Below are 23,656 nucleotides of genomic sequence, written 5' to 3' on the forward strand. Positions count from 1 at the left end.
CCTTAAAACAAAACCTGAACAAAGCTATCTGTTCTAGTTGTGTTCTGCAAGCCCGTCAGTCGAGCGGAACATACTGGCAAGGCTGTCCCGCCTCCGCTGGTGCGGCGCCGGGCGGCCGCACCAGCAGGCCCTGCGCATGGGCGTAGGTCGAAAGTAGCGACGAATCCTGTCGGGGAAGCGGGGTCACGGTAGCGGTCCCGTCATCGGCAAGCTCGACCACCGACCGGACGAAGTCGGTTCGCTCGCCGTTTTCGGGCACAGCCGCGCCAAGAATGGCATTGCGCGTGAGCGGACGCTCGGGCCGTCCGGCGAGCCGGGAGACCAGCGGGGCGAGGAAGAGCTTGGCGGCAACCATCGAGGAGGCAGGGTTGCCGGGCAATCCGACGATGCGCATGTCGCGCAGACGACCCGCCATCAGAGGCTTGCCTGGCCGCATCGCGACCTTCCAAAAGTCCAAGGCGACGCCGCGTTCCGCGAAGACTGCCCCGACGAGATCATGGTCGCCGACCGACGCGCCGCCAATCGTGACGAAAATGTCGGCGCCCTCCGCCAGCGCCTGGTCCAGCCGCGCCGCGATCGCGCCGCTGTCGTCCGGGGCAATGCCGTAGTCGAGCGCCTCGCCGCCTGCCGCCGCCACCATCGCCGCGACGCCAAAGCCGTTGGACGCGACGATCTGGGCGGGACCGGGGGCGACGCCCGGCAACACCAGCTCGTCGCCGGTGGCCAGAACCGCCACGCGCGGGCGCTGGCGCACTGTCAGTGTTGGGTGGCCGCCGCTCGCGGCCAGCGCAATGGCGCCGGGCGACAACAGGCAGCCGCCGGGGAGCAGCTTGTCGCCCTCGCGGAAATCCACGCCGGCAAACCGCACATGCTGCCGCTCGGCCACCGTCGCGCAGGGCATGATCCGGCCGGATGCTTCGACCGTCGTATCTTCCTGGATGAGTATGGCGTCGGCACCCGCCGGTACGGGCGCGCCGGTGAAGATCCGGACGGTCTCGCCCGCGCCGACCGCGCCGTCGAAGGCCCGTCCCGCGGCGGCTTCGCCGATCAGGCGCAGCGGCGTGAGCCCGGCGGCAAGATCGGCCGAGCGGACGGCGTATCCGTCCATGGCTGACGCGTCGAAGGAAGGCTGGGTGCGAAGCGCGACGATGTCGGTGCCAAGAACCCGTCCTGCTGCCTGGCTCAGCGGCAGGTCTTCCATCCGGCCGATGGGCGCGGCATCCTGCAGGAGTAGCCGATAGGCCGCATCGACCGAGATGAGGCTCATGGGCCCGCGGCCACCCATTCGCCGGATCGGCCGCCGGATTTCGACAGGAGCCGGATCCCGGTCAGCGCCATGGAGCGGTCCACTGCCTTGGCCATATCGTAGATGGTGAGGCATGCGACCGAGACCGCCGTCAGCGCCTCCATCTCGACGCCGGTGCGGCCGCCGACCCGCACCGTCGCCGTGACCCGCAGACCGGGCAGAGCCGGTTCTGCCTCGATCTCGACCGCCACCTTGTCGATCAGCAGCGGATGGCAGAGCGGAATCAGTTCGTGCGTCCGCTTGGCTGCCATGATCCCGGCGATCCGCGCGACGGCAATCACGTCGCCCTTCTTCGCCTGCCCGGAGAGGATCAGCTCGAGCGTTGCCGGCTCCATGATCACCAGGCCCTCGGCAACGGCGACCCGCACCGTCGCCTCCTTGTCCCCGACATCGACCATCGTGGCCGCCCCCGAGGCATCCAGATGGGTCAGGCGGGGCTCCTCGCTCACGCCGCGCCCTCCGCGACCCGCTGCTTGCCGAGCAGGGCGCGCGTCGCCGCCTCCACGTCCTCCTGGCGCATCAGGCTCTCGCCGACGAGGAAGGTCCGGATGCCGTGATCGGCGAGGCGCAGGCAGTCGGCATTGGTCACGATGCCGCTTTCGCCCACGAGGATCCGGTCCGCCGGCACCAGTCGCGCCAAGCGCTCGGCAGTCTCCAGGCTGGTCTCGAAGGTCCGCAGGTTGCGGTTGTTGATGCCGACGAGCGGCGAGCGCAGCCGCAAAGCGCGTTCGGTCTCGGCTTCGTCATGCACCTCGACGAGAACGTCGAGGCCGTAGCTCTCCGCCGCCGACTCAAGGTCGGCCGCCAAGGCGTCGTCGACCGCCGCCATGATGATCAGGATCGCGTCGGCACCCCAGGCTCGGGCCTCCGCCACCTGGTAGGTGTCGTGCATGAAGTCCTTGCGCAGTGCCGGCAGTTCCGTCGCCGCACGCGCGGCCGTCAGGAATTCCGGCGCGCCCTGGAAGGACGGCGCGTCCGTCAGAACGCTGAGACAGGCGGCGCCGGCGCGTTCATAGGCGGCGGCGAGGGCAGGCGGGTCGAAATCCTCCCGGATCAGGCCCTTGGACGGGCTCGCCTTCTTCACCTCGGCGATAAGGGCCAGATCGCCGAGCGCGAGCTTGCGGCGGATCGCGTCGACGAAGCCGCGCGGCGGATCGGCCCGTGCCGCGGCCGCTTCGATTTCGGCGAGCGGGCGGGCGCGCTTCGCCGCGGCGATCTCCTCGCGCTTGTAGATCTCGATCTCGCGCAGGATGTCGCTCATGGCGTGCCTCCGACAACGTTCTGCGTGACAGTGACCAGCCGGTCGAGCGCGGCCCCGGCGCGGCCGCTGTCGATCGCGTCGGCCGCCGCCTGGACGCCGGTCAGAAGGTCATCCGCGGCGCCGGCCATCACCAGGGCACCGGCGCTGTTAAGGAGCACGATATCGCGATACGCGCCATGCGCCCCGTCCAGCACCGCGCGCAGCGCCGCCGCATTGGCTTCGGCATCGCCGCCCCGCACGTCGGCAAGTGTCCAGCGGCGCAGGCCGACGTCCTCGGGCTCGATGCTGAAGGTCCGGATCTCGCCATCCGCGAGCGCCGCGACATCGGTGCGGCCGGTGACCGTCATCTCGTCGAGCCCGTCGCCATGCACGACCCAGGCCGACTCGGCGCCCAGCGCCCGCAGGGTCTCGGCCAGCGGCACCAGCCACTCCGGCGCGAACACACCGAGCAGGAGTTTCCTGACGCCCGCCGGGTTCGACATCGGTCCGAGCAGGTTGAAGATCGTCCGCGTGCCGAGCTCCACCCGGCTCGGACCGACGAACCGCATGGCGGCGTGATGGGTCGGCGCGAACATGAAGCCGATGCCGGCTTCCGCGATGGTACGGGAGATCGCCTCCGGCTTCATCTCGACATTGACGCCGAGCGCCGTGAGCACGTCGGCCGCGCCGGATCGCGACGACAGGGCCCGGTTGCCATGCTTGGCGACGATAAGGCCGCAGCCGGCCAGGACGAAGGCCGAGCAGGTCGAGACGTTGACCGTGCCGGCCTGGTCGCCGCCCGTGCCGACGATGTCAATGGCGCCGGCAGGTGCCGCCACCTTCAGCATGTTCGCGCGCATCACCGACACGGCGCCGGCCATTTCGTCGACCGTCTCGCCACGCACCCTGAGCGCCATCAGGAACCCGCCGATCTGTGCGGGCGTCGCCTCGCCGGCCATCATCACCCCGAACGCCGCCTCGGCTTCCTCCCGATCGAGGGCCGCACCGGTAGCGACCTTGGCGAGGAAGGGTTTCAGCGTCTGGCTCACCGCAGCATGGCCTTTGCGTTCTCGATGCCGGCCGCATTGATGCTGACCGGGTAGGTATTCTGGAGCAGGGTGACATAACTCTGCAGCAGATCGTCCTGGAGCATCGCCGCCATCTGCTGGCGCTCGTTCGCCGCGACGTTCGAAGCCGGGTCGGCGGGCGGTGCGACTTCGGTGACCTGCAGCAGCAGCTGCGTCCCGGGAGTGGGACCGGGCGCCGTGGCGACGGTGCCGTTACCGCCGCCGAAAGCTGCCGCCACAGCTGCCTGCCCCAGTTCTCCGGCGCCGGACTGGCGCGAGATGGCAGGAGCCGTCTGCTTCGCCACCCCGGCCTCCGCTGCGATCGCGTCGAGGCTGCCGCCGGCTTCTAGTTCGGCCCGCAGGCCCTCGATGCGTTCGGCGAGCAGACGCTGGGTCTCGGCAGCCTTCCAGTCGGCAACGACGCGGTCGCGGACTTCGTCGAGGCTACGATCCCCCGCCGGTGTAATGGAGAGCAGGTCGTAGAAGACGTAGCTGTTGGAGCCGAAATTGATCGGCACATTGTCGAGCCCGGGCTCGGTCTCGAAGACGCCGGCCAGCAGTTCCTGTTCGGCCGGAAGGTTCGCGATGGGCGTTTCGTCGCGGTCGTTGCCCTGGCGGTCAGCCTCGACGGTGACGACCGTGAGTCCGGCACCGCGCGCGGCTTCCTCGAAGTCAGCTCCGCCGGCGCGGGCATCCTCGAAGGCGTTGTAGGCTGCAGCCGCGGCGTCGTTGGCGGCGACCAGCGCCAGCTCGTTGCGAACCTCCTCCGAAACCTCCTCCATCGGGCGAGCGCCCTCCGGCTGGATCTCGCTCACCCGCAAGAGCACCGGTCCGAAGCGTCCGTCGACGACGGCCGACGTCTCACCCTCGGCCAGCGCGAAGGCCGCATCGGCAAGAGCTTGGTCCGGAATTGCGCTCCGCGCTACGAGCCCGAGATCCACGATGCTCCGCCCGGCCTGCACTGCCGCTACCTCAAAGGCCGTTCCCGCTTCGAGCTGCGCCTGTGCGGCATCGGCCGCGGCACGGTCCGGAAACACGACCTGCTGGACCCGGCGCTGTTCCGGCGTGACGTAATTCGCCCGGTGCTGCTCGTAATCGGCAGCGACCTGTTCATCCGCGATGGTTGAGGGGTCGCTGAGGGCTTCGGGCGTCAGCAGGGCGTAGGCGAAGGAGCGATATTCCGGCGCCGCGTAATTGGCCTTGTTCTCTTCGAAATAGGTCGCAAGCACCTCGTCCGAGGGATCGGCGACCGGCGTGACGATCGAGGGGGACAGGGTCACATACTCGACCGTACGGCGCTCGCCATTATAGAGGCCGAGCGCCGTCGCGAAGGCTGCGGGGGTTTCGACTCCCTCGGCGATCGCGTCGATGATCTGTGTACGCACCGCCTCGTCGGCCTTGGTCCGGATATAGTCCTGCTCGCTCATCCCGGCATTGGCGAGGATGTTGCGGAAGGCATTGCGGGAGAAATTGCCGGAAGCGTCGTGGAAGCTTGGATCCTCGGCGATCAGCCGGGCAAGTTGCTCCTCCGAGAGTCCAAGACCGATGTTGCGACCCTGCTCGTCGAGAACGGCCCCTGCGACCAGCTGGCTGATGACGCCCTGGTCGATGCCGAACATCTGCGCTTCCTCGGCCGTCGGTTGCCGCCCGAGCTGCTGCGCCAGGCGCTGCGAGGCGCGACTGTAGGCGAGCGCGTAATCCTGTAGCGACACCTCCGTGTCGCCGGCGCTGGCGACGGTGGTGGCTTTGCCGGTCTGGAAGGCGTCGCCGATGCCCCAGACCGCGAAGCTGAGCACCAGGAGACCCAGCAGGATCTTTGCGGTCCAGCCCTTGACGCTGTCGCGGAGGGTATTGAGCATTCCGGTCTCCCGAGCAGGCCGGCAATCGGCGCCGTTGCGGCGAGATCGAACCGGTACAGTCCTTGGACGCGTTCTTAGGAAAGACGGTAGGCCCTGCGCAAGCAGCCGTCCGGATTTGATTTAGCATGGCCGGCCCGTTACGTCCGCGCTGGCACACCCGGGGAGGAACAAAGATGACGCGACCGAAGCCACTGATTGCCGGCAATTGGAAGATGAACGGGACGCTGAGCTCCCTGCCGGAACTCGCGGAGATCGCCGCGGCAGTGCGGGATGGGGCCGGGGAGGGCCTCGACCTGCTGATCTGCCCGCCGGCGACCCTGCTTTCCGCGAGCCATGGCATTCTGGGCGATGCCGTTGCCGTGGGCGGCCAGGATTGCCACGAGGATGCGTCCGGTGCCCACACCGGTGACATCTCGGCGGCCATGCTGGCGGATGTCGGCGCCCGCTACGTCATCGTCGGCCATTCGGAGCGCCGGGCCGATCACGGCGAGAGCGACACTCTCATCAAATCCAAGGCCGAGGCGGCCTGGGCGTCTGGACTCGTGGCGATCGTCTGCGTCGGCGAGACCGATGCCCAGCGCCAGGCCGGCCAGACCCTCGATGTCCTCGGCGCCCAGCTGGACGGCTCGTTGCCGGAGGGCGTGCGGGCGGCGTCGACCGTCGTCGCCTACGAGCCGGTCTGGGCGATCGGCACGGGTCGGACGCCGACGGTCGACGATGTCCGCGAGGTGCACGATTTCATCCGCCGCACGCTCGCGGAGCGCTTTGGCGACGAAGTCGCCGGCGGCGTTCGCATCCTTTATGGCGGCTCCGTGAAGCCCTCGAACGCCGCCGAGCTGCTGGGCGTCGACAATGTCGATGGAGCACTGGTCGGTGGCGCCAGCTTGAAGGCCGCGGACTTCGTCGCGATATGCAGGGCGCGCGTCGCTTCCTGAGCGACGCATGGAGCGCGCCTGCCGAATCCGGTTGGAAAGCTGACCAAGCTTCTATAGAAGGCGCGCAACTCCCGAAAAGACGCGTTGCGAAAGTCCAATGGAAACAATTCTCATCATCATCCACTTGGTGATCGTCATCGCGCTCGTGATCGTTGTCCTGCTGCAGCGTTCCGAGGGCGGCGCGCTCGGTATCGGCGGCGGTGGCGGCGGCATGATGACGGCGCGCGGCGCGGCCAGTGCACTGACTCGCCTGACGGCCATTCTGGCGGCTGGTTTCTTCATCACCTCGCTGTCGCTCGGCCTGCTTGCCCGCTATGGCGCCCAGCCGACGGACATTCTGGACCGGCTGCCCGTCAACCAGGGCAGCACGACCAATGACGGTGACCAGGGCGGCAGCTTGCTCGACCAGCTCGGCGGCTTGCCGGCCGAGGACGGGGCAGCGGTCGAAGGCGACCAGCCGCTCACGGTTCCGAACGGGGTGACCCCGCCGGCCGCGACACAGTCCGCGCCTGCCGCCAGCGAGTCGGCGCCGGTTGCGCCCGAGGCGCCGACCTCGACCGACGAGCCGCAGAGCGCTCCCCTCGATGTTCCGGACGCCGACGGCAGCTCCGGGCCTGTCGGGGAGACCGGGGCCAATCCAGGCGAGAGCGTGCCGAACGCGGCCGAGGAGCCAACGGTCCCGCCGGCGGAAGCGCCGCCGGCAGGCACGGATGGCCCGGCCACCGGCAACACGACCGGCACGAACCAGCAGTAGACACAGGCTCTTAATCCTCGTGATCGCAGCGGCGGGGCGCCTCAGGCGTCCCGCCGAATTCGTTGGCGATCAAAAACGACTGGCAGAATCTCCCTCGTGGGGTTATCGGGAAGGCCCATGGCGCGATACATCTTCATTACCGGCGGCGTGGTCTCCTCTCTCGGCAAGGGTATTGCCTCGGCGGCTCTCGGCGCATTGCTGCAGGCGCGGGGCTACCGGGTCCGTCTGCGCAAGCTCGACCCCTATCTCAACGTCGATCCGGGCACGATGAGCCCGACTCAGCACGGCGAGGTCTTCGTCACCGACGACGGGGCGGAAACCGATCTCGATCTCGGCCACTACGAACGCTTCACCGGGCGGTCCGCCAACCGGATGGACAACATTACCACTGGCCGGATCTACCAGGAGATCATCGCCAAGGAGCGCCGCGGCGACTATCTCGGCGCCACAGTCCAGGTGATCCCGCACGTCACCGACGCGATCAAGGCCTTCGTCCTCGACGGCAACGGGGACTTTGACTTCGTCCTGTGCGAGATCGGCGGGACGGTCGGCGACATCGAGGCGATGCCGTTCCTTGAGGCGATCCGGCAGCTCGGCAACGACCTGCCGCGCGGCGGGGCGGTCTACATCCACCTGACGCTGATGCCTTACATTCCGACGGCGGGCGAGCTGAAGACCAAGCCGACCCAGCATTCGGTGCGCGAGCTGCGTGCCATAGGCATTCAGCCTGACATCCTGCTTGTGCGCGCCGACCGGCCGGTTCCGGCCGAAGAGCGTCGCAAGATGAGTCTGTTCTGCAACGTCCGCGAGACCGCCGTCATCCAGGCGCTGGACGTCGCGACGATCTATGACGTGCCGATCGCCTATCACAATGAAGGCCTCGACACCGAGGTGCTGGCTGCCTTCGGCATCGACCCGGCGCCGAAGCCGAAGCTTCAGCTCTGGCAGCAGGTCGTCGAGGGCATCCGCAGCCCCGAGGGCGAGGTGACCATCGCGGTGGTCGGCAAGTACACCGGCCTCAAGGACGCCTACAAATCCCTGATCGAGGCCCTGCAGCACGGCGGCATCGCCAATAAGGTGCGGGTCAAGCTCGACTGGATCGAGTCGGAGGTCTTCGAGGAAGAAGACCCGGCACCGTATCTGGAGCGCGTCCACGGCATTCTCGTGCCCGGCGGCTTCGGCGAACGGGGCGCCGAGGGCAAGATCCTCGCCGCCGGCTTCGCACGCGAGCGCAAGGTGCCGTATTTCGGCATCTGCTTCGGCATGCAGATGGCGGTGATCGAGGCGGCGCGTTCGCTGGCCGGCATCAAGGATGCCGGCTCCACCGAATTCGGGCCGACGTCCGAGCCGGTGGTCGGGTTGATGACCGAATGGCTGAAGGGCAATGAGCTCGAGCAGCGCGCCGAGCGCGGCGATCTCGGCGGCACGATGCGGCTGGGCGCCTACAAGGCCGAGCTCAAGGCAGGCTCGAAGATCGCCGAGATCTACGGCACGACCGAGATCGAGGAACGTCACCGCCATCGCTACGAGGTCAACCGGTCGTATCGGGACGTGCTGGAGGCCGCCGGGATGGACTTCGCCGGCATGTCGCCGGACGGGCTGCTGCCGGAGACGATCGAGCTTGCCGACCATCCCTGGTTCATCGGCGTCCAGTATCATCCCGAGCTGAAGTCGCGGCCCTTCGATCCGCACCCGCTCTTCGCCAGCTTCATCGCCGCGGCGCTGGAACAGAGCCGCCTGGTCTGACCGCGGCGTCGGGCGAGGCAGCCCGGCGGTGTTGACGGTTGCTCTGGGCGGAACTGGTCATGCCTTTGCAGTTGCCATAGGGCCAAGCCATGCGACCCATCGACCATGTCGTCCTACCGTTCCCGGATCTGCCGTCAGCCCGATCCCGTCTTGAAGCTCTGGGCTTCACGGTGGCGCCGGATGCGGTGCATCCGTTCGGCACCGGCAATGCCTGCGTGTTCTTCGCCGATGGCGCCTATCTGGAGCCGCTGGCGGTGGTCGACCACGGCGCTTACGGCGATGCGCTCGGCGAGGGCAATCTCTTTGTCCAGCATGATGCGGCCTTCCGCAGCGCCAATCCGCTGCCCGCCTTCTCGGGCCTCGCGCTCCGCTCGGACGACGCGCTGGTCGATCGCGACACACTGGCCGAGCACGGGCTGGGCGAGGACGGCGTCGTCGAGTTCTCCCGCGATCTCGTCTCTCCCGACGGCACCAGCGCGACCTTGTCTTTCCGCCTGACCTTCGCGCGCTCGCCCGCCGATTTCGGCGCGACGTTGTTCTTCTGCCAGAAGCTGCATCGCATGGCCCCGGACCGCGCCGCGCTGACCTGTCACCCGAACGGGGTCACCGGTCTTTCGCGGATCGTGCTTGTCGGCGAGGTCTCCCCCGCCACCCGTCTGCTGCTGGAGTCCGCGTCCGGCGTGCTGCCGACCGCAGAGGGTGCCGGGACCCTGCGCCTGGCGTTGGCTGAATCGGCGCTCGAGATCGTCACCGACGACATCGCGGCCGAGCGTTACGGTTCATGCCGCAAGGACGGACGCGGCCTGGTCATCGCTGGGATTGTCTTGTCAGTCACGGACCTGGTGGCAACCCGCGCCGCGGTCGGCTCTGCGGTTCTTTCGGATCAGCCAGGCCGGCTGACCGTCCCGCTCGACGCCGGCGGCTCTGCCTTCATCACCTTCGAGGAAACCCCCGCATGACCGTCACCAATACGAGCGTCGCCGCCGGACAGGCGGTGTTCGACAATGCCCGCCCCTTCGCGCTGATTGCCGGCCCCTGCCAGATGGAGAGCCGCGACCACGCGATGATGATCGCCGAGCGGATGAAGCGCATCACCGACGATCTCGGCATCGGCTTCGTCTTCAAGGCGAGCTTCGACAAGGCCAACCGTACCAGCCTGTCCGGCCGACGCGGTATCGGCCTCTCCGCCGCGCTGCCGGTGTTCGAGGAGATCGCCCGGACCTTCGGCCTGCCGGTGCTGACCGACGTCCACACCGAGGAGCAGTGCCGCGAGGCGGCGGTGATCTGCGACATATTGCAGATCCCGGCCTTCCTCTGCCGCCAGACCGACCTGTTGATCGCCGCGGCCGAGACCGGCCGGGTGGTCAACATCAAGAAGGGCCAATTCCTCGCGCCCTGGGACATGAAGAACGTCCTCGCCAAGGTGACCGAGAGCGGCAACGCCAACGTGCTGCTCACCGAGCGCGGCGTCTCCTTCGGCTACAACACGCTGGTCTCGGACTTCCGCGCCCTGCCGATCATGGCGGAGACCGGCGCGCCGATCGTCTTCGACGCGACGCATTCGGTCCAGCAGCCGGGCGGGCAGGGCGGCTCCTCGGGCGGGGAACGCCGCTTCGTCGAGACACTGTCGCGTGCCGCGATCGCCGTCGGCGTCGCCGGGCTGTTCATCGAGACCCACGACGACCCCGACAACGCGCCGTCGGATGGGCCGAACATGGTGCCGCTCGACCGCATGCCCGAGTTGCTGAAGCGCCTGCAGGCGCTGGATGCAGTGGCGAAGGGGTTTGACGCTTAACGTCGACGGCTCGAACGTTCGCCGAGGGGGACGCATATTGGCTTTGAAGACACCAACGGCCGTCAGCCTTGGACGAGCGATATGGCTTTGCTGGTTGGCGTTCACGAATCCCGCGGCATTCGACGAGGAAGAGGTAGTGGATAGTGATCGACTGCATCGCCAGCCAGACCTACCCGCTAGACCAAGAATAAGCCTCGTTAGGGATGCGCTCTGGCAGTCCTTTTGCCTGGCCGCGATTGCCGCATTAGCCGGTGCGGTCGTAGGCTTAGGAGCAGGCGCTTTCCTTGGGTACTCCAAGGCCGCTGTGACAGCGCTTGCTGTAGTCGGGACCGGCGTTCTCCTTTGGGCGACACTGGCGATGAAAGGCTGGGAGATCCAGACCTTCTCAAATGCTTCGCTTACGGAGCGCGTAAACCGATGGATTTTTCGCTCCCTTTACGGGTTTGGCACCTTCATTCTGGTTATGGCAGTGGTTTGGGGTGCCTTTCCTAGCTGATTGGAAGTGTCGAATCGCACTTTGTTCACACTGCCCAACGTTTCCCTTGTGCTGCGGCTGCGATAAGAGGGCCGTAGTTCAAGACAGGAACCTGACCGCATGACCGCCATCATCGACATCATCGGACGCGAAATTCTCGACAGCCGGGGCAACCCGACGGTGGAGGTCGACGTCATCCTGGAAGACGGGTCGATGGGCCGCGCCGCGGTGCCGTCGGGCGCCTCGACCGGCGCCCACGAGGCGGTCGAGCTGCGGGATGGCGGGTCGCGCTATCTCGGCAAGGGCGTCGAGAAGGCCGTCGCCGGGATCAATGGCGAGATCCTCGAGGCGCTCGGCGGCTACGAGGCCGAGGACCAGCTGCGGATCGACTCGGTGCTGCGCACGCTCGACGGCACCGCCAACAAGAGCCGCCTCGGCGCCAATGCGATTCTCGGCGTCTCGCTCGCCGTCGCCAAGGCCGGCGCGGAGGCCTGTGTCCTGCCGTTCTACCGCTATGTCGGCGGGCCTTCAGCCCATGTCCTGCCGGTGCCGATGATGAACATCATCAATGGCGGCGCCCATGCCGACAACCCGATCGACTTCCAGGAATTCATGATCATGCCGGTCGGCGCCGAGCGCTTCTCGGACGCGCTGCGCATGGGCGCGGAGGTCTTCCACACGCTGAAGACGATGCTGAAGGCGGCCGGGCACAACACCAATGTCGGCGACGAAGGCGGTTTCGCGCCGAATCTCGGCTCCGCCAAGGAGGCGCTCGACTTCGTCATGCAGGCGATCGGGAAGGCCGGCTACAAGGCCGGCGAGGACATCTTCCTGGCGCTCGATCCGGCATCGACCGAATTCTTCAAGGACGGCGTCTACGATCTGGCGGGAGAGGGTCGCAAGCTTTCCCCGAACGACATGGCCGCCTATTACGGCGAGCTGGCTGCCTCCTATCCGATCATCTCGATCGAGGACGGCATGGCCGAGGACGACTGGGCCGGCTGGAAGACGCTGACGGACCAGATCGGCGGCACGGTGCAGCTCGTCGGCGACGACCTCTTCGTGACCAATTCAGAGCGGCTGCGGGAAGGCATCGCCAAGGGCGTCGCCAACTCGATCCTCGTCAAGGTCAACCAGATCGGCACGCTGTCCGAGACGCTCGACGCCGTCTCCGTCGCGCACCGGGCCGGGTACACCGCGGTGATGTCGCATCGCTCCGGCGAGACCGAAGATTCGACCATCGCCGACCTCGCTGTCGCGACGAACTGCGGGCAGATCAAGACCGGCTCGCTGGCCCGCTCCGACCGGCTCGCCAAGTACAATCAGCTCCTGCGAATCGAAGCCGAGCTCGGTGACCAGGCCGTCTACGCCGGTCGCTCGATTCTGCGCGGCTGAGAGGTTCCCCCGAGGCCGCGCCGCCCCTTTGCGAGAGCGGTGCGGCTGACGAAGCTGCGCGCGTGGTTTACGCGCTCTTAATCCCGCTCGTGAGAGTGTCGGGCTCCCGGAGGGCCCGATGCGCACGATTCAGAAACGACCCACCCAGATCGGACGGCTGATCGTTCCGGCGATCACCGCCAGCTTCCTCGCCTATTTCGCAATCCACGCGCAGAGCGGCAAATACGGGCTCGAGGCGCGGGCTTCCTTGACGCGCGAGCTGGCGGTTCGTTCAGCGCATCTCGACGAGCTGACGCGCGAGCGCGAGGCGCTGGAGCAGCGGGTGCAGCTGCTGCATGACGGGACGCTGGAGCGTGACATGATCGACGAACGCGCGCGTCGCAGCCTCAACGTGGCGATGGAGGACGAAATCGTCATCCTGCGCAACGATTTCCGCTAACCTGCGAGAACGACTGCCAAAAACATCATAACCGTAAATCGGTTAAATTGCTGCTCCGCAGCAGATTAACTGAATACGGATTAAAATGCGGTCCCCGCGGCCGAAAGGCCGCTCGTTCGCTTGATGGGGGCGCGACGGTCACTATACTCCCGGCAAGAATTTGGGGCCGCCTGTCGGCCGATCAAGACCCGGAGCACCCATGGCGACCAGGCAGAACAAGTCACCCGCTCCCGGCGGGGCAACGCAGGGCGCCGGAACGATGGCGGCCGACACGCCGGAATCGTCCACCGGAATCGTCGCCACGCTGGAGCAATACGTCCCGCCGCTGCCGGTAGAGTTTTCCCGCGAGGCCGAACTGCAGGCCTATCGCGACATGCTGCTGATCCGCCGCTTCGAGGAAAAGGCCGGCCAGCTCTACGGCATGGGCTTCATCGGCGGGTTCTGCCACCTCTATATCGGCCAGGAAGCTGTCGTCGTCGGCATGCAGATGGCAATGAAGGAGGGTGACCAGGTCATCACCGGCTATCGCGACCACGGTCACATGCTCGCCACCGGCATGGAGGCCCGCGGCGTGATGGCAGAGCTCACCGGCCGCCGCTCGGGCTATTCCAAGGGCAAGGGCGGCTCGATGCACATGTTCTCGAAAGAGAAGAAGTTCTACGGGGGCCACGGCATCGTCGGCGCCCAGGTGCCGATCGGCACCGGCCTCGCCTTCGCCAACCGCTACAACGGCAACGATTCGATCTCGATCACCTATTTCGGCGACGGCGCTTCCAACCAGGGCCAGGTCTACGAGAGCTTCAACATGGCCTCGCTGTGGAAGCTGCCGGTGGTCTACGTCATCGAGAACAACCGCTACGCCATGGGCACGTCGGTCAGCCGGGCCTCGGCGGAGACGAATTTCGCCCATCGCGGCCTGTCCTTCAAGATTCCCGGCATCCAGGTCGACGGCATGGACGTGCGGGCGGTGAAGGCTGCCGGGGATCTCGCCGCCGCCCATTGCCGCAAGGGCGACGGGCCGATCATCCTCGAGATGATGACCTATCGCTATCGCGGCCACTCGATGTCGGATCCGGCCAAGTACCGCACCCGCGACGAGGTGCAGAAGATGCGCGCCGAGTCCGACCCGATCGAGCAGGTGAAGCAGCGGCTTCTCGGGCCGCACGGCCTGAGCGAGGACGAGGTCAAGGCGATCGACAAGGACGTGCGCGAGATCGTCGCCGATGCGGCCGACTTCGCCCAGAACGATCCCGAGCCCGACGTGTCCGAGCTGTGGACGGATATCTACGCGGACGCCGTTCCGCAGGCGGCCGAGTAAGGGGACGACCATGGCGACCGAAATTCTGATGCCCGCCCTTTCTCCGACGATGGAGGAAGGCACGCTGGCCAAGTGGCTAAAGCAGGAAGGCGACACCGTCGCCGCCGGTGACGTCATCGCCGAGATCGAGACTGACAAGGCCACGATGGAAGTCGAGGCGGTCGACGAGGGAACGCTGGGCAAGATCCTGGTCCAGGCCGGCACGGAAGGCGTGAAGGTCAACACGCCGATCGCGATGCTGCTCGCCGAGGGCGAGGACGCCAGCGCGCTCGAAAAGGAAGCGGCGCCGGCGCCGAAGCCGGCTGCAGAGCCGAAGGCCGAGGCGCCAGCCGCCGACGCACAGGAAGAAAAGCCGGCTGCCGACCGCAAGGTGCCGGCCGAGGGCATGAAGCACCCCGAGCCGGCCGATCCCGATGGCGACATCGGCCCGGAGGTGCCGGAAGGCACGGAGATGGTTTCGACCACGGTCCGCGAGGCGCTGCGCGACGCGATGGCGGAAGAACTCCGCCGCGACGAGACGGTCTTCGTGATGGGCGAGGAAGTCGCCGAGTACCAGGGCGCCTACAAGATCACGCAGGGGCTGCTGGAAGAGTTCGGTGCCCGCCGCGTGGTCGACACGCCGATCACCGAGCACGGCTTTGCCGGCCTGGGCGTCGGCGCGGCATTCGCCGGTCTGAAGCCGATCGTCGAGTTCATGACCTTCAACTTCGCCATGCAGGCGATCGACCAGATCGTCAATTCGGCGGCCAAGACGCTCTACATGGCCGGCGGCCAGATGGGCTGTCCGATCGTGTTCCGCGGGCCGAACGGCGCAGCGGCACGGGTCGGCGCCCAGCACAGCCAGGACTATTCGGCCTGGTACAGCCACATCCCAGGGCTGAAGGTCGTGCAGCCGTTCACGGCGGCCGATGCCAAGGGTCTGCTGAAATCCGCGATCCGCGATCCGAACCCGGTCATCTTCCTCGAGAACGAGATCCTCTACGGCCACGCCTTCGACGTGCCGAAGCTCGATGACTGGACGGTGCCGATCGGCAAGGCTCGTATCCACCGCAAGGGCAAGGACTGCACAATCGTCTCCTTCAGCATCGGCATGACCTACGCGATCAAGGCTGCCGAGGAACTGGCCAAGGAAGGCATCGACGTCGAGATCATCGACCTGCGCACGATCCGGCCGCTGGACATGGACACGGTGGTTCGCTCGGTGATGAAGACCAATCGCTGCGTCACGGTCGAGGAAGGCTTTCCGCAGAATTCCGTCGGCGGGCATATCGCTTCGGAACTGATGGTCCGGGCCTTCGATCATCTCGACGCGCCGGTGCTCAAGGTCAGCGGCAAGGACGTCCCGATGCCCTATGCCGCCAATCTCGAGAAGCTGGCGCTGCCATCGGTCAAGGAAGTGATCGATGCGGTCAAGGCGGTCTGCTACCGGGATTGAGGCGATGGCCGCAGAAGCTGCTCACGACGACCGGCAGCCGCCCGCGGATGGCGGCACGCTCGTGATCACCCGGACGGTCGGCGCTGATCCGCGATCCGTGTGGGCATGCCTGACCGAGCCGGACTGCTTCAAGGCCTGGTGGCGCGACAATCTTGAATTCGAGCCGGCGCTCGGCGGACGCTTCGCCGAGCCCTGGACCGATCCGTCCGGGCGCCGGAAGACGACGACGGCCGAGGTGACGGCGTTTCATCCGCCGAAGGGCTTCGTCATGGTCTGGGCAGACGAGGACTGGGACTTCGACACGATCGTCTCGGTGTCCCTGGAGCCTTCGGGTGACGGCACGCACGTGACCATCGAACACCAGGGCTGGGAGAAAGCGCCGGAACCCGACCGGGCGACGCTCCTGCTCGATCATCGCGACGGCTGGCAGCGGCATCTCGCCGGGCTGGCCACCCACGCGGAAGAACATCACGCCCGGCGCAAGGGCAACCTGCGCAACGGCCACTGAGGAGACGCCCGGATGCCGATCAACGTCACGATGCCCGCGCTGTCGCCGACCATGGAGGAGGGCAACCTCGCCAAATGGCTGGTGAAGGAGGGTGACAAGGTCGCTTCCGGCGACGTCATTGCCGAGATAGAGACCGACAAGGCCACGATGGAAGTCGAGGCCGTGGACGAGGGGACGGTCGCGAAGATCCTGGTCCCGGCCGGCACCGAGGGGGTCAAGGTCAACGACGTGATCGCCATCCTGGCGGCGGAGGGCGAGGATGCCGCGGCCGCGGCCAAGGGCGAGGGGTCGGGCGGTTCTGCTCCAGCCTCCGCGGACGGCGGTGCCATAGCGGCAGATCCGAAGGCCGACGCCGCATCGAGTAGCACCGCGCCGGCGAAGGAAGCGCCGCCGAGTCCGCGCACCGGGGCAACCGACGATTCGCCAAAACCGGCGCCGGCTCGCAACGAGGGAGAGCGCGTCTTTGCGTCGCCGCTGGCGCGCCGGCTGGCGAAGGAAGCCGGGATCGACGTCACCACGATCGCCGGCTCCGGCCCGCACGGGCGCGTGGTCAAGGCGGATGTCGAGGCAGCCGCGAAGGACGGCGGCAAGCCCGCACCCGCAGCAGCGCCTGACAAGGCCGCGCCCGCAACGGCTGCGGCGCCGGCGGCATCCGCGCCGAAGGGCGCCAGCGACGAGCAGATCCGCAAGCTCTTCGCCGAGGGATCGTACGAAGCCATCCCGCACGACGGCATGCGCAAGACCATCGCCCGCAGGCTGGTCGAGGCAAAGTCGACGATCCCGCATTTCTACCTGACGATCGACTGCGAACTCGACGCGCTCCTGGCGCTCCGCCAGCAGCTGAACGCCGCGGCACCGATGGTGAAGGGCGAGAGCGGCGACCGCCCGGCCTACAAGCTTTCGGTCAACGACATGATCATCAAGGCGATGGCTCTTGCGTTGAAGGCGGTGCCTGCCGCCAACGCCTCGTGGACGGAGTCTGCGATGCTCGTCCACAAGCACGCCGATGTCGGCGTCGCCGTCTCGATCGAGGGTGGGCTGATCACCCCGATCATCCGCCGCGCCGAGGAAAAGACGCTTTCGGCGATCTCGAACGAGATGAAGGACCTTGCCAAGCGCGCTCGGGCCCGCAAGCTGAAGCCCGAGGAGTATCAGGGCGGCACCACCGCGGTGTCCAATCTCGGCATGTTCGGGATCAAGGATTTCGCCGCGGTGATCAATCCACCCCATGCGACGATCCTGGCGGTCGGCGCCGGCGAGCCTCGGGCCGTGGTCAAGAACGGCGCTGTCGTGGTTGCGACGGTGATGAGCGTCACCCTCTCCACCGACCACCGGGCCGTCGACGGCGCCCTCGGCGCCGAACTCCTTGGCGCGTTCCGGCAGCTGATCGAGAATCCCATGTCGATGCTGGTCTAGGCGATGAAGACGATTCTCTGCTTCGGCGACTCGCTGACCTGGGGCTACGACGCGGAGACGGGGCTGCGGCACGCTTTCGACGACCGCTGGCCGAATGTCCTCGCCAGGGCGCTCGGCGAGGACGTTGCCGTCATCACCGACGGGCTCAACGGGCGCACCACGGTCTTCGACGACCACATGGTGATGGGCGAGCGCAACGGCGCGAAGACGCTGCCCACGGCGCTGGGGGCGCATCAGCCGCTCGATCTCGTCGTGCTGATGCTCGGTACCAACGACCTGAAGCGCCACACCGGCGGCGGCCGCGTGTTCGAGTCGCGCCAGGGAATGGAGAGGCTGGTCGAGATCATCCAGACCTACCCGTATCAGCGCGGCTATTCCGTCCCGAAGATCCTGATCGTCGCTCCGCCGCATTTCTGCCAGACGACGGAACCCGACTTTTCGCTTCTGTTCGGCCACGGGATCGAAGAATCGCAGCATTTCCGTTCGGCTTGCACGAAGGTCGCCGAGGAATATGGCTGTGCGATCTTCGATGCTGCGGAAGTGTGCGAGACGACCCCGCTCGACGGCGTGCATCTCGACGCAACCCATACGCGGGCATTGGGCGAAGCGCTGGTCGAGCCGGTGAGGGCTTTGCTTGCCGAGACGGCATGACCGAACGACCGGCCTCCCATGCGTCTGTGGCAGGGCAGGACCGGTCGGCACGACTTATCTCCGCTGTGTGGCCCGGCTGTTTCGACGCAGCGCCACCGGCCCCCGACGATATCGCGTCCGAGGAGACGATGACCCATGGCTGACACCTACGACATTCTCATCATCGGCGGCGGCCCGGGCGGCTATGTCGCGGCGATCCGCGCGGCGCAGCTCGGCTTCAGGACGGCCGTCGTCGAGCGCGAGCACCTGGGCGGCATCTGCCTCAACTGGGGCTGCATCCCGACCAAGGCGCTGCTGCGTTCGGCCGAGATCTTCCACTACGCCGAGAACGCCGCGAATTACGGCCTGACGATCGAGAAGCCGGGCTTCGACATGGCGGCCGTCGTCAAGCGCTCGCGCGGTGTCTCGGCGCAGCTGAACGGCGGCGTCGGCTTCCTGATGAAGAAGAACAAGATCGACGTCATCTGGGGCGAAGCGAAGATCACCAAGGCGGGGAAGGGCGGGCCGGTCGAGGTCTCCGTCGGCAAGATGAGCAAGCCCGTGGTCGAGCCGCAGAACCCTGTGCCGAAGGGCGTGCTGGGCGAGGGGACCTACAAGGCCAAGCACGTCATCGTTGCGACGGGCGCCCGCCCGCGCGTCCTGCCGGGAATCGAGCCGGACGGCGACCGGATCTGGACCTATTTCGAGGCGATGAAGCCGAAGGCGATGCCGAAATCACTGATCGTCATGGGCTCCGGCGCGATCGGCATCGAGTTCGCCTCGTTCTACCGTACCATGGGCGCCGACGTGACCGTGGTGGAGCTGCTGCCGCAGATCATGCCGGTCGAGGATGCCGAGATCGCCGGCCTGGCGCGCAAGCAGTTCGAGAAGCAGGGCATGCGCATCCTGACCGACGCCAAGGTGTCGAAGGTGACGAAAGGCGGCGACGGCGTCGAGGTGACGGTCGAGACCAAGGATGGCAAGTCGCAGACGCTGTCGGCCGAGCGGCTGATCTCGGCGGTCGGCGTCCAGGGCAACACCGAAGGGCTGGGTCTGGAAGAGGCCGGCGTCGCGATCGAGCGCGGCATCGTTACGATCGACGGGTTCGGGCGGACCAATGTCGAGGGCATCTACGCGATTGGCGACGTTGCCGGTCCGCCAATGCTGGCCCACAAGGCCGAGCATGAAGGCACGATCTGCGTCGAGGCGATCAAGGGCCTCGACGTCCATCCGATGCAGAAGACCCAGATCCCGGGCTGCACCTATTGCCAGCCGCAGGTCGCCAGCGTCGGCCTGACCGAGGCGAAAGCCAAGGAGGCAGGGCGCGAGGTCAAGGTCGGCCGCTTCCCCTTCAAGGGCAACGGCAAGGCGATCGCGCTTGGCGAGCCGGAAGGACTGGTGAAGACCGTATTCGATGCGAAGACCGGCGAGCTTCTCGGGGCCCACATGGTGGGGGCCGAGGTGACCGAGCTGATCCAGGGCTTCGTCATCGCCATGGGGCTGGAGACCACGGAAGAAGAGCTGTTCCACAGCGTCTTCCCGCACCCGACACTATCGGAAATGATGCACGAGAGCGTGCTCGATGCCTATGGCCGGGTCATACACATGTGATTGCAACAGGCAAAAACGCGATACGCTGCCGTTAGTTGCGTCTGAAAGTTTTATTCTTTTGCGCCTTGTCGAAAGCGCTTTCCGCCCAATTTCCGTGACACGATCATCACAAGAGGACTGAGACATGGACGTTAACGGAGTGGGCTGGATTGCAGCGATCATCGTCGGCGGTATCGCCGGCTGGCTCGCCGAGCAATTCATGAAGAGCGACATGGGCCTCTTGATGAACATCATCCTCGGCATTGTCGGGGCCGTCGTTCTCAATGCCATCCTCGCCGCGATCGGCGTGTCGCTGGGCTCGGGCTGGATCGCCTACCTCATCACCGGTTTCATCGGTGCCTGCCTGCTGATCTTCATCTTCCGGGCATTCCGCGGTCGCGGCCGCGCCTGACGTTTGCATCACCGGCACTCCATGGCTAAATGACGTCCATGGTAACGGTGCTCGATAATCGCCAGCCGGCCGGGGTATTGCCCCGGCCGCGGCATCCCGAAAAAGCCCATCGTCCCGATAACGCGACGATGGTGCCAAAGCCCGACTGGATCCGCGTCAAAGCGCCCACGTCGCAGGGCTATCACGAGACTCGCGCCATCGCGCGGTCCAACAACCTCGTCACCGTGTGCGAAGAGGCCGGCTGCCCGAATATCGGCGGGTGCTGGGAGAAGAAGCACGCGACCTTCATGATCATGGGCGGCATCTGCACGCGCGCCTGCTCGTTCTGCAACGTCGCCACCGGGCGCCCGCATGCGCTCGACCAGAGCGAGCCCGAGAGCGTCGGTCGCGCCGTCGCGGCCATGGGCCTCAACCACGTCGTCATCACTTCCGTCGATCGCGACGATCTTCCCGATGGCGGAGCGGAACACTTCGTCCGCACGATCCGCGCCATTCGCGCCGCCGCGCCCGGGACGACGGTCGAGATCCTGACCCCCGACTTCCTGCGCAAACCCGGCGCGCTCGAGACTGTCGTGGCGGCAAGGCCCGACGTTTTCAACCACAACCTCGAAACCGTGCCGTCGAACTACCTGACGGTGCGACCAGGTGCCCGCTACTTCCACTCGATCCGGCTGCTGCAGCAGGTAAAGGAACTGGATCCGACGATCTTCACCAAGTCGGGGATCATGGTCGGGCTCGGCGAGGAGCGGAACGAGGTGCTGCAGCTGATGGACGATCTGCGCTCGGCGGATGTCGACTTCCTCACCATCGGCCAGTATCTGCAGCCGACGAAGAAGCATCACCCGGTGATCCGCTACGTGCCGCCGGAGGAGTTCGCGTCGTTCGAGACGGTCGCGCTGAGCAAGGGCTTCCTCGTCGTCGCGGCGAGCCCGCTGACCCGTTCGTCGCATCATGCCGGCGAGGATTTCGACCGCCTGAAGGTTGCCCGGCTCGCCCGCCAGGCGGCCGCCTGACCCGTCCCCGCCAGTTCAGAGCCCATGCCCCAACACGAGACCACGCGCCACGTTCGCCATACGCCCGAGCAGATGTTCGCGCTCGTTGCAGACGTCGAGCGCTATCCGGAGTTCCTGCCGCTCTGCCAGCGCCTGGTCATCCAGTCGGAGCGGGAGAAGGACGGCCGGAAGCTGCTCGTTGCCGACATGACGGTGGCCTACAAGATGGTCCGCGAGACCTTCACCTCGCAGGTGCTCCTCAAGCCTGACGAACACCAGATCGACGTCAGCTACATCGACGGGCCGTTCCGCTATCTCGACAACCGCTGGAATTTCCTCCCGGCGGAGGATGGCGGCTGCGACGTGAAGTTCTTCATCGACTACGCCTTCAAGAGCCGCACGCTGGGACTGCTCATGGGATCGATGTTCGACTTCGCCTTCCGGCGCTTCTCGCAGGCCTTCGAGGAGCGGGCGGACGTGATCTACGGCCGGCCTACGCCTGAAGCGGTCGCGGCGAGCTAGCCGGGCAAGGCTTCCAGCAGCATTTCCAGTGCGACGACGGTGCTCGCTAGCCGAATCGCGGCGCGGCCTGGGTCGCCGAACAACTCCTTGCGATGGCTGGTGCCGGCCGGCCCGGCGCAGGCGAAGTGGACGAGGCCGACGGGCTTCGTAGCCGAGCCGCCGCCGGGGCCCGCTATTCCGGTTATAGAGACCGCTACATCGACGCCCGAGCGGCTCCGGGCGCCCTCGGCCATTTCCCGCGCCGTTTCTTCCGACACGGCTCCAAATGTGGCCAGCGTCGCCTCGCCGACCCCCAGCATCGCCATCTTCGCCGCATTGGAATAGGTGACGAAGCCACGATCGAACACGACGGACGAGCCGGCAATATCGGTGAGGGCGGCCGCCACCATCCCGCCGGTGCAGGATTCGGCTGTCGCGATCGTCCCGTTGGCAGCCGCGTATCGTTCGACGATCGCGGCAACGAGGCTGCTTTTCGCCGCCTCACCGCTCACGCCGACTCTCCGTAGGCGACGCTGGCAGTGGCGATAGCGGCGATTCCCTCGCGACGACCGACGAAACCGATCGCCTCGTTCGTCGTCGCCTTCACCGACACGCGGTCGAGGGCAAGGCCGGTCATCGCCGCCATCGCCTGCCGCATCGCTTCGCGGTGCGGGGCGATCTTCGGTGCTTCGCAGATCAGCGAGATGTCGGCATTCATGATCCGCCCGCCTCTGTCGCGGATGATCGCGACGGCCTTCTCGACGAAGATGCGCGACGCCGCGCCGCGCCATTGCGGATCGCTGGGTGGAAAATGATCGCCGATGTCGCCGGCGCCGCAGGTCGCGAGCAGCGCGTCGGTCAAAGCGTGCAGCCCCACATCCGCATCCGAGTGTCCGTCGAGCGCGCCGTCATGGGGAATCCGCACGCCGCATAGCGTCACGTGGTCCCCCGCCGTCAGACGGTGCACGTCGTAGCCATTGCCGGTCCTGACATCGATCATCTGGTGCCTTCTTCTCAGTCGTTCGTCGGCAAGGGCAATATCCCGGGCGGTCGTCAGTTTCACATTGTCGACGGAACCCGCAACGAGCCGTACCGACATGCCGGCCCATTCGGCGATCGAAGCGTCGTCGGTAAACGCGTCCAGCTCTGCTGCCGCCGCATGGGCAGCGCGAATCGCCGCGAAGGGAAATCCTTGAGGGGTCTGTGCCGCGTAGAGGTTCTTCCGGTCGACCGTCGTCTCGACCGTATCGTCACCCCGGCTGCGCTTCAGCGTGTCGGCGACCGGGATGACCGGAATGGCGCCTGTCACGGCGTCGATGGAAGCCAGCGTCCGGCCGATCAGCGCGGCGTCCACGAAAGGGCGGACCGCGTCATGGATCAGCACGATCTCGGGCGCCCCGCGTTCTGCCAGCGCATCCAACGCTAGCCGAACCGACGATTGCCGCGTTGCCCCGCCGTCGACAACCTTCACCTGACTCGACTGCTTGCCCAGCGCGATGGACAACAGATCCCGGTCGTCGGGATGTACCACGACTGTCACATGGTCGACATCGGGATAGCCGAGAAACATTTCGACCGTATGCCGCAGCACGGGCACTCCTCCGATCGAGCGATACTGCTTCGGGCCCTCGGCGGAGTGACCCGCCCGTTCGCCTCGTCCCGCGGCTACGATGATTGCTGCGACGCTCCGTTTCACTGCTGCTGCCTTTCTTTTCGACGAGACCGTCCGATCATTCATCGAACCGACTCATCGCGGTGCAATATGCTTGTCTTTTGAGCATGCCCCGATAAGGTACAAATCATTGATGCATGAATCGCCATCTTTTGAAGGCGCACAAGGAAT

At 66.6% G+C, this 23,656-nt stretch carries 22 protein-coding genes and 1 pseudogene; 16 read left to right on the plus strand and 7 right to left on the minus strand.

Translation table 11 applies throughout. The annotated features are described in order from the left end of the window. Positions 1 to 55 precede the first annotated feature (55 nt). From GGR03_RS02675 to GGR03_RS02695, 5 genes are read right to left on the minus strand one after another with little or no spacing between them, the layout of a single operon-like run. Entirely contained in the window at positions 56 to 1,267 is a 1,212-nt protein-coding gene (locus GGR03_RS02675; RefSeq protein ID WP_183206011.1) for a molybdopterin molybdotransferase MoeA, read from the minus strand. Next, on the minus strand, positions 1,264 to 1,755 hold the full coding sequence (gene moaC / locus GGR03_RS02680) for a cyclic pyranopterin monophosphate synthase MoaC (RefSeq protein ID WP_183206012.1): 492 nt from the start codon (positions 1,753 to 1,755) through the stop codon (positions 1,264 to 1,266). The genes GGR03_RS02675 and moaC overlap by 4 nt, the downstream gene beginning before the upstream one ends. After that, positions 1,752 to 2,567 carry an indole-3-glycerol phosphate synthase TrpC gene (trpC, locus tag GGR03_RS02685; RefSeq protein ID WP_183206013.1) on the minus strand — a complete coding sequence of 272 codons (816 nt, stop codon included), beginning with the start codon at positions 2,565 to 2,567 and terminating at the stop codon, positions 1,752 to 1,754. Before trpC ends, moaC begins: the two co-directional genes overlap by 4 nt. Then, on the minus strand, positions 2,564 to 3,595 hold the full coding sequence (trpD, locus tag GGR03_RS02690) for an anthranilate phosphoribosyltransferase (protein ID WP_183206014.1): 1,032 nt from the start codon (positions 3,593 to 3,595) through the stop codon (positions 2,564 to 2,566). Before trpD ends, trpC begins: the two co-directional genes overlap by 4 nt. Further along, complete coding sequence (locus GGR03_RS02695; RefSeq protein WP_183206015.1) at positions 3,592 to 5,472, minus strand: peptidylprolyl isomerase; 1,881 nt, start codon at positions 5,470 to 5,472, stop codon at positions 3,592 to 3,594. The genes trpD and GGR03_RS02695 overlap by 4 nt, the downstream gene beginning before the upstream one ends. A 173-nt stretch (positions 5,473 to 5,645) precedes the next feature. Here GGR03_RS02695 and tpiA point away from each other — a divergent pair, with 173 nt between their 5' ends. The 16 genes and pseudogenes from tpiA (at position 5,646) to GGR03_RS02775 (ending at position 21,834) form a co-directional block, all read left to right on the plus strand. Then, positions 5,646 to 6,407 carry a triose-phosphate isomerase gene (gene tpiA, locus GGR03_RS02700; protein WP_183206016.1) on the plus strand — a complete coding sequence of 254 codons (762 nt, stop codon included), beginning with the start codon at positions 5,646 to 5,648 and terminating at the stop codon, positions 6,405 to 6,407. 97 nt (positions 6,408 to 6,504) lie between these two features. After that, a pseudogene (gene secG / locus GGR03_RS24710) lies at positions 6,505 to 6,972 on the plus strand (preprotein translocase subunit SecG); the annotation flags it as partial. A gap of 306 nt (positions 6,973 to 7,278) precedes the next feature. Then, positions 7,279 to 8,907: a CTP synthase gene (gene pyrG / locus GGR03_RS02710; RefSeq protein WP_183206018.1), complete on the plus strand. Its 1,629-nt coding sequence runs from the start codon at positions 7,279 to 7,281 to the stop codon at positions 8,905 to 8,907. 89 nt (positions 8,908 to 8,996) lie between these two features. After that, positions 8,997 to 9,866 carry a VOC family protein gene (locus GGR03_RS02715; protein ID WP_183206019.1) on the plus strand — a complete coding sequence of 290 codons (870 nt, stop codon included), beginning with the start codon at positions 8,997 to 8,999 and terminating at the stop codon, positions 9,864 to 9,866. Further along, on the plus strand, positions 9,863 to 10,702 hold the full coding sequence (kdsA, locus tag GGR03_RS02720) for a 3-deoxy-8-phosphooctulonate synthase (RefSeq protein WP_183206020.1): 840 nt from the start codon (positions 9,863 to 9,865) through the stop codon (positions 10,700 to 10,702). The genes GGR03_RS02715 and kdsA overlap by 4 nt, the downstream gene beginning before the upstream one ends. 595 nt (positions 10,703 to 11,297) lie before the next feature. Next, entirely contained in the window at positions 11,298 to 12,572 is a 1,275-nt protein-coding gene (gene eno / locus GGR03_RS02725) for a phosphopyruvate hydratase (RefSeq protein ID WP_183206021.1), read from the plus strand. A 118-nt stretch (positions 12,573 to 12,690) separates the two neighbouring features. Continuing rightward, positions 12,691 to 13,011 (plus strand): FtsB family cell division protein, encoded by a 321-nt coding sequence (locus tag GGR03_RS02730; RefSeq protein WP_183206022.1) that lies wholly within the window; start codon positions 12,691 to 12,693, stop codon positions 13,009 to 13,011. A gap of 199 nt (positions 13,012 to 13,210) precedes the next feature. Next, entirely contained in the window at positions 13,211 to 14,329 is a 1,119-nt protein-coding gene (gene pdhA, locus GGR03_RS02735) for a pyruvate dehydrogenase (acetyl-transferring) E1 component subunit alpha (protein ID WP_418885042.1), read from the plus strand. Positions 14,330 to 14,339: 10 nt separating this feature from the next. Then, the gene (locus GGR03_RS02740; protein WP_183206023.1) at positions 14,340 to 15,764 is read left to right on the plus strand and encodes a pyruvate dehydrogenase complex E1 component subunit beta; all 1,425 of its coding nucleotides are present in this window, start codon (positions 14,340 to 14,342) and stop codon (positions 15,762 to 15,764) included. A gap of 4 nt (positions 15,765 to 15,768) precedes the next feature. Then, positions 15,769 to 16,272 carry an SRPBCC family protein gene (locus tag GGR03_RS02745; protein ID WP_183206024.1) on the plus strand — a complete coding sequence of 168 codons (504 nt, stop codon included), beginning with the start codon at positions 15,769 to 15,771 and terminating at the stop codon, positions 16,270 to 16,272. A gap of 12 nt (positions 16,273 to 16,284) precedes the next feature. Next, positions 16,285 to 17,688, plus strand: coding sequence for a pyruvate dehydrogenase complex dihydrolipoamide acetyltransferase (locus tag GGR03_RS02750; RefSeq protein WP_183206025.1), 1,404 nt, complete (start codon positions 16,285 to 16,287; stop codon positions 17,686 to 17,688). Between the two features lie 3 nt (positions 17,689 to 17,691). Further along, the gene (locus GGR03_RS02755) at positions 17,692 to 18,339 is read left to right on the plus strand and encodes an SGNH/GDSL hydrolase family protein (protein WP_183206026.1); all 648 of its coding nucleotides are present in this window, start codon (positions 17,692 to 17,694) and stop codon (positions 18,337 to 18,339) included. Between the two features lie 135 nt (positions 18,340 to 18,474). Next, on the plus strand, positions 18,475 to 19,929 hold the full coding sequence (lpdA, locus tag GGR03_RS02760) for a dihydrolipoyl dehydrogenase (protein WP_183206027.1): 1,455 nt from the start codon (positions 18,475 to 18,477) through the stop codon (positions 19,927 to 19,929). Positions 19,930 to 20,053: 124 nt separating this feature from the next. Next, positions 20,054 to 20,320, plus strand: a complete 267-nt coding sequence (locus GGR03_RS02765) for a GlsB/YeaQ/YmgE family stress response membrane protein (protein ID WP_183206028.1) — start codon at positions 20,054 to 20,056, stop codon at positions 20,318 to 20,320. Between the two features lie 38 nt (positions 20,321 to 20,358). Further along, positions 20,359 to 21,333, plus strand: a complete 975-nt coding sequence (gene lipA / locus GGR03_RS02770) for a lipoyl synthase (RefSeq protein ID WP_183206998.1) — start codon at positions 20,359 to 20,361, stop codon at positions 21,331 to 21,333. Between the two features lie 24 nt (positions 21,334 to 21,357). Beyond that, on the plus strand, positions 21,358 to 21,834 hold the full coding sequence (locus GGR03_RS02775) for a type II toxin-antitoxin system RatA family toxin (protein WP_183206029.1): 477 nt from the start codon (positions 21,358 to 21,360) through the stop codon (positions 21,832 to 21,834). Here the strand turns inward: GGR03_RS02775 and GGR03_RS02780 are convergent. Both GGR03_RS02780 and GGR03_RS02785 read right to left on the minus strand, forming a co-directional pair. Next, positions 21,831 to 22,325: a nicotinamide-nucleotide amidohydrolase family protein gene (locus GGR03_RS02780; protein ID WP_183206030.1), complete on the minus strand. Its 495-nt coding sequence runs from the start codon at positions 22,323 to 22,325 to the stop codon at positions 21,831 to 21,833. The two genes, GGR03_RS02775 and GGR03_RS02780, sit on opposite strands and share 4 nt — an antisense overlap. Beyond that, entirely contained in the window at positions 22,322 to 23,551 is a 1,230-nt protein-coding gene (locus tag GGR03_RS02785; protein ID WP_183206031.1) for a bifunctional 2-C-methyl-D-erythritol 4-phosphate cytidylyltransferase/2-C-methyl-D-erythritol 2,4-cyclodiphosphate synthase, read from the minus strand. The genes GGR03_RS02780 and GGR03_RS02785 overlap by 4 nt, the downstream gene beginning before the upstream one ends. Positions 23,552 to 23,656: the final 105 nt, after the last annotated feature.

This window comes from Aurantimonas endophytica (genome assembly GCF_014196845.1).
Classification (GTDB): Bacteria; Pseudomonadota; Alphaproteobacteria; order Rhizobiales; family Rhizobiaceae; genus Aurantimonas; species Aurantimonas endophytica.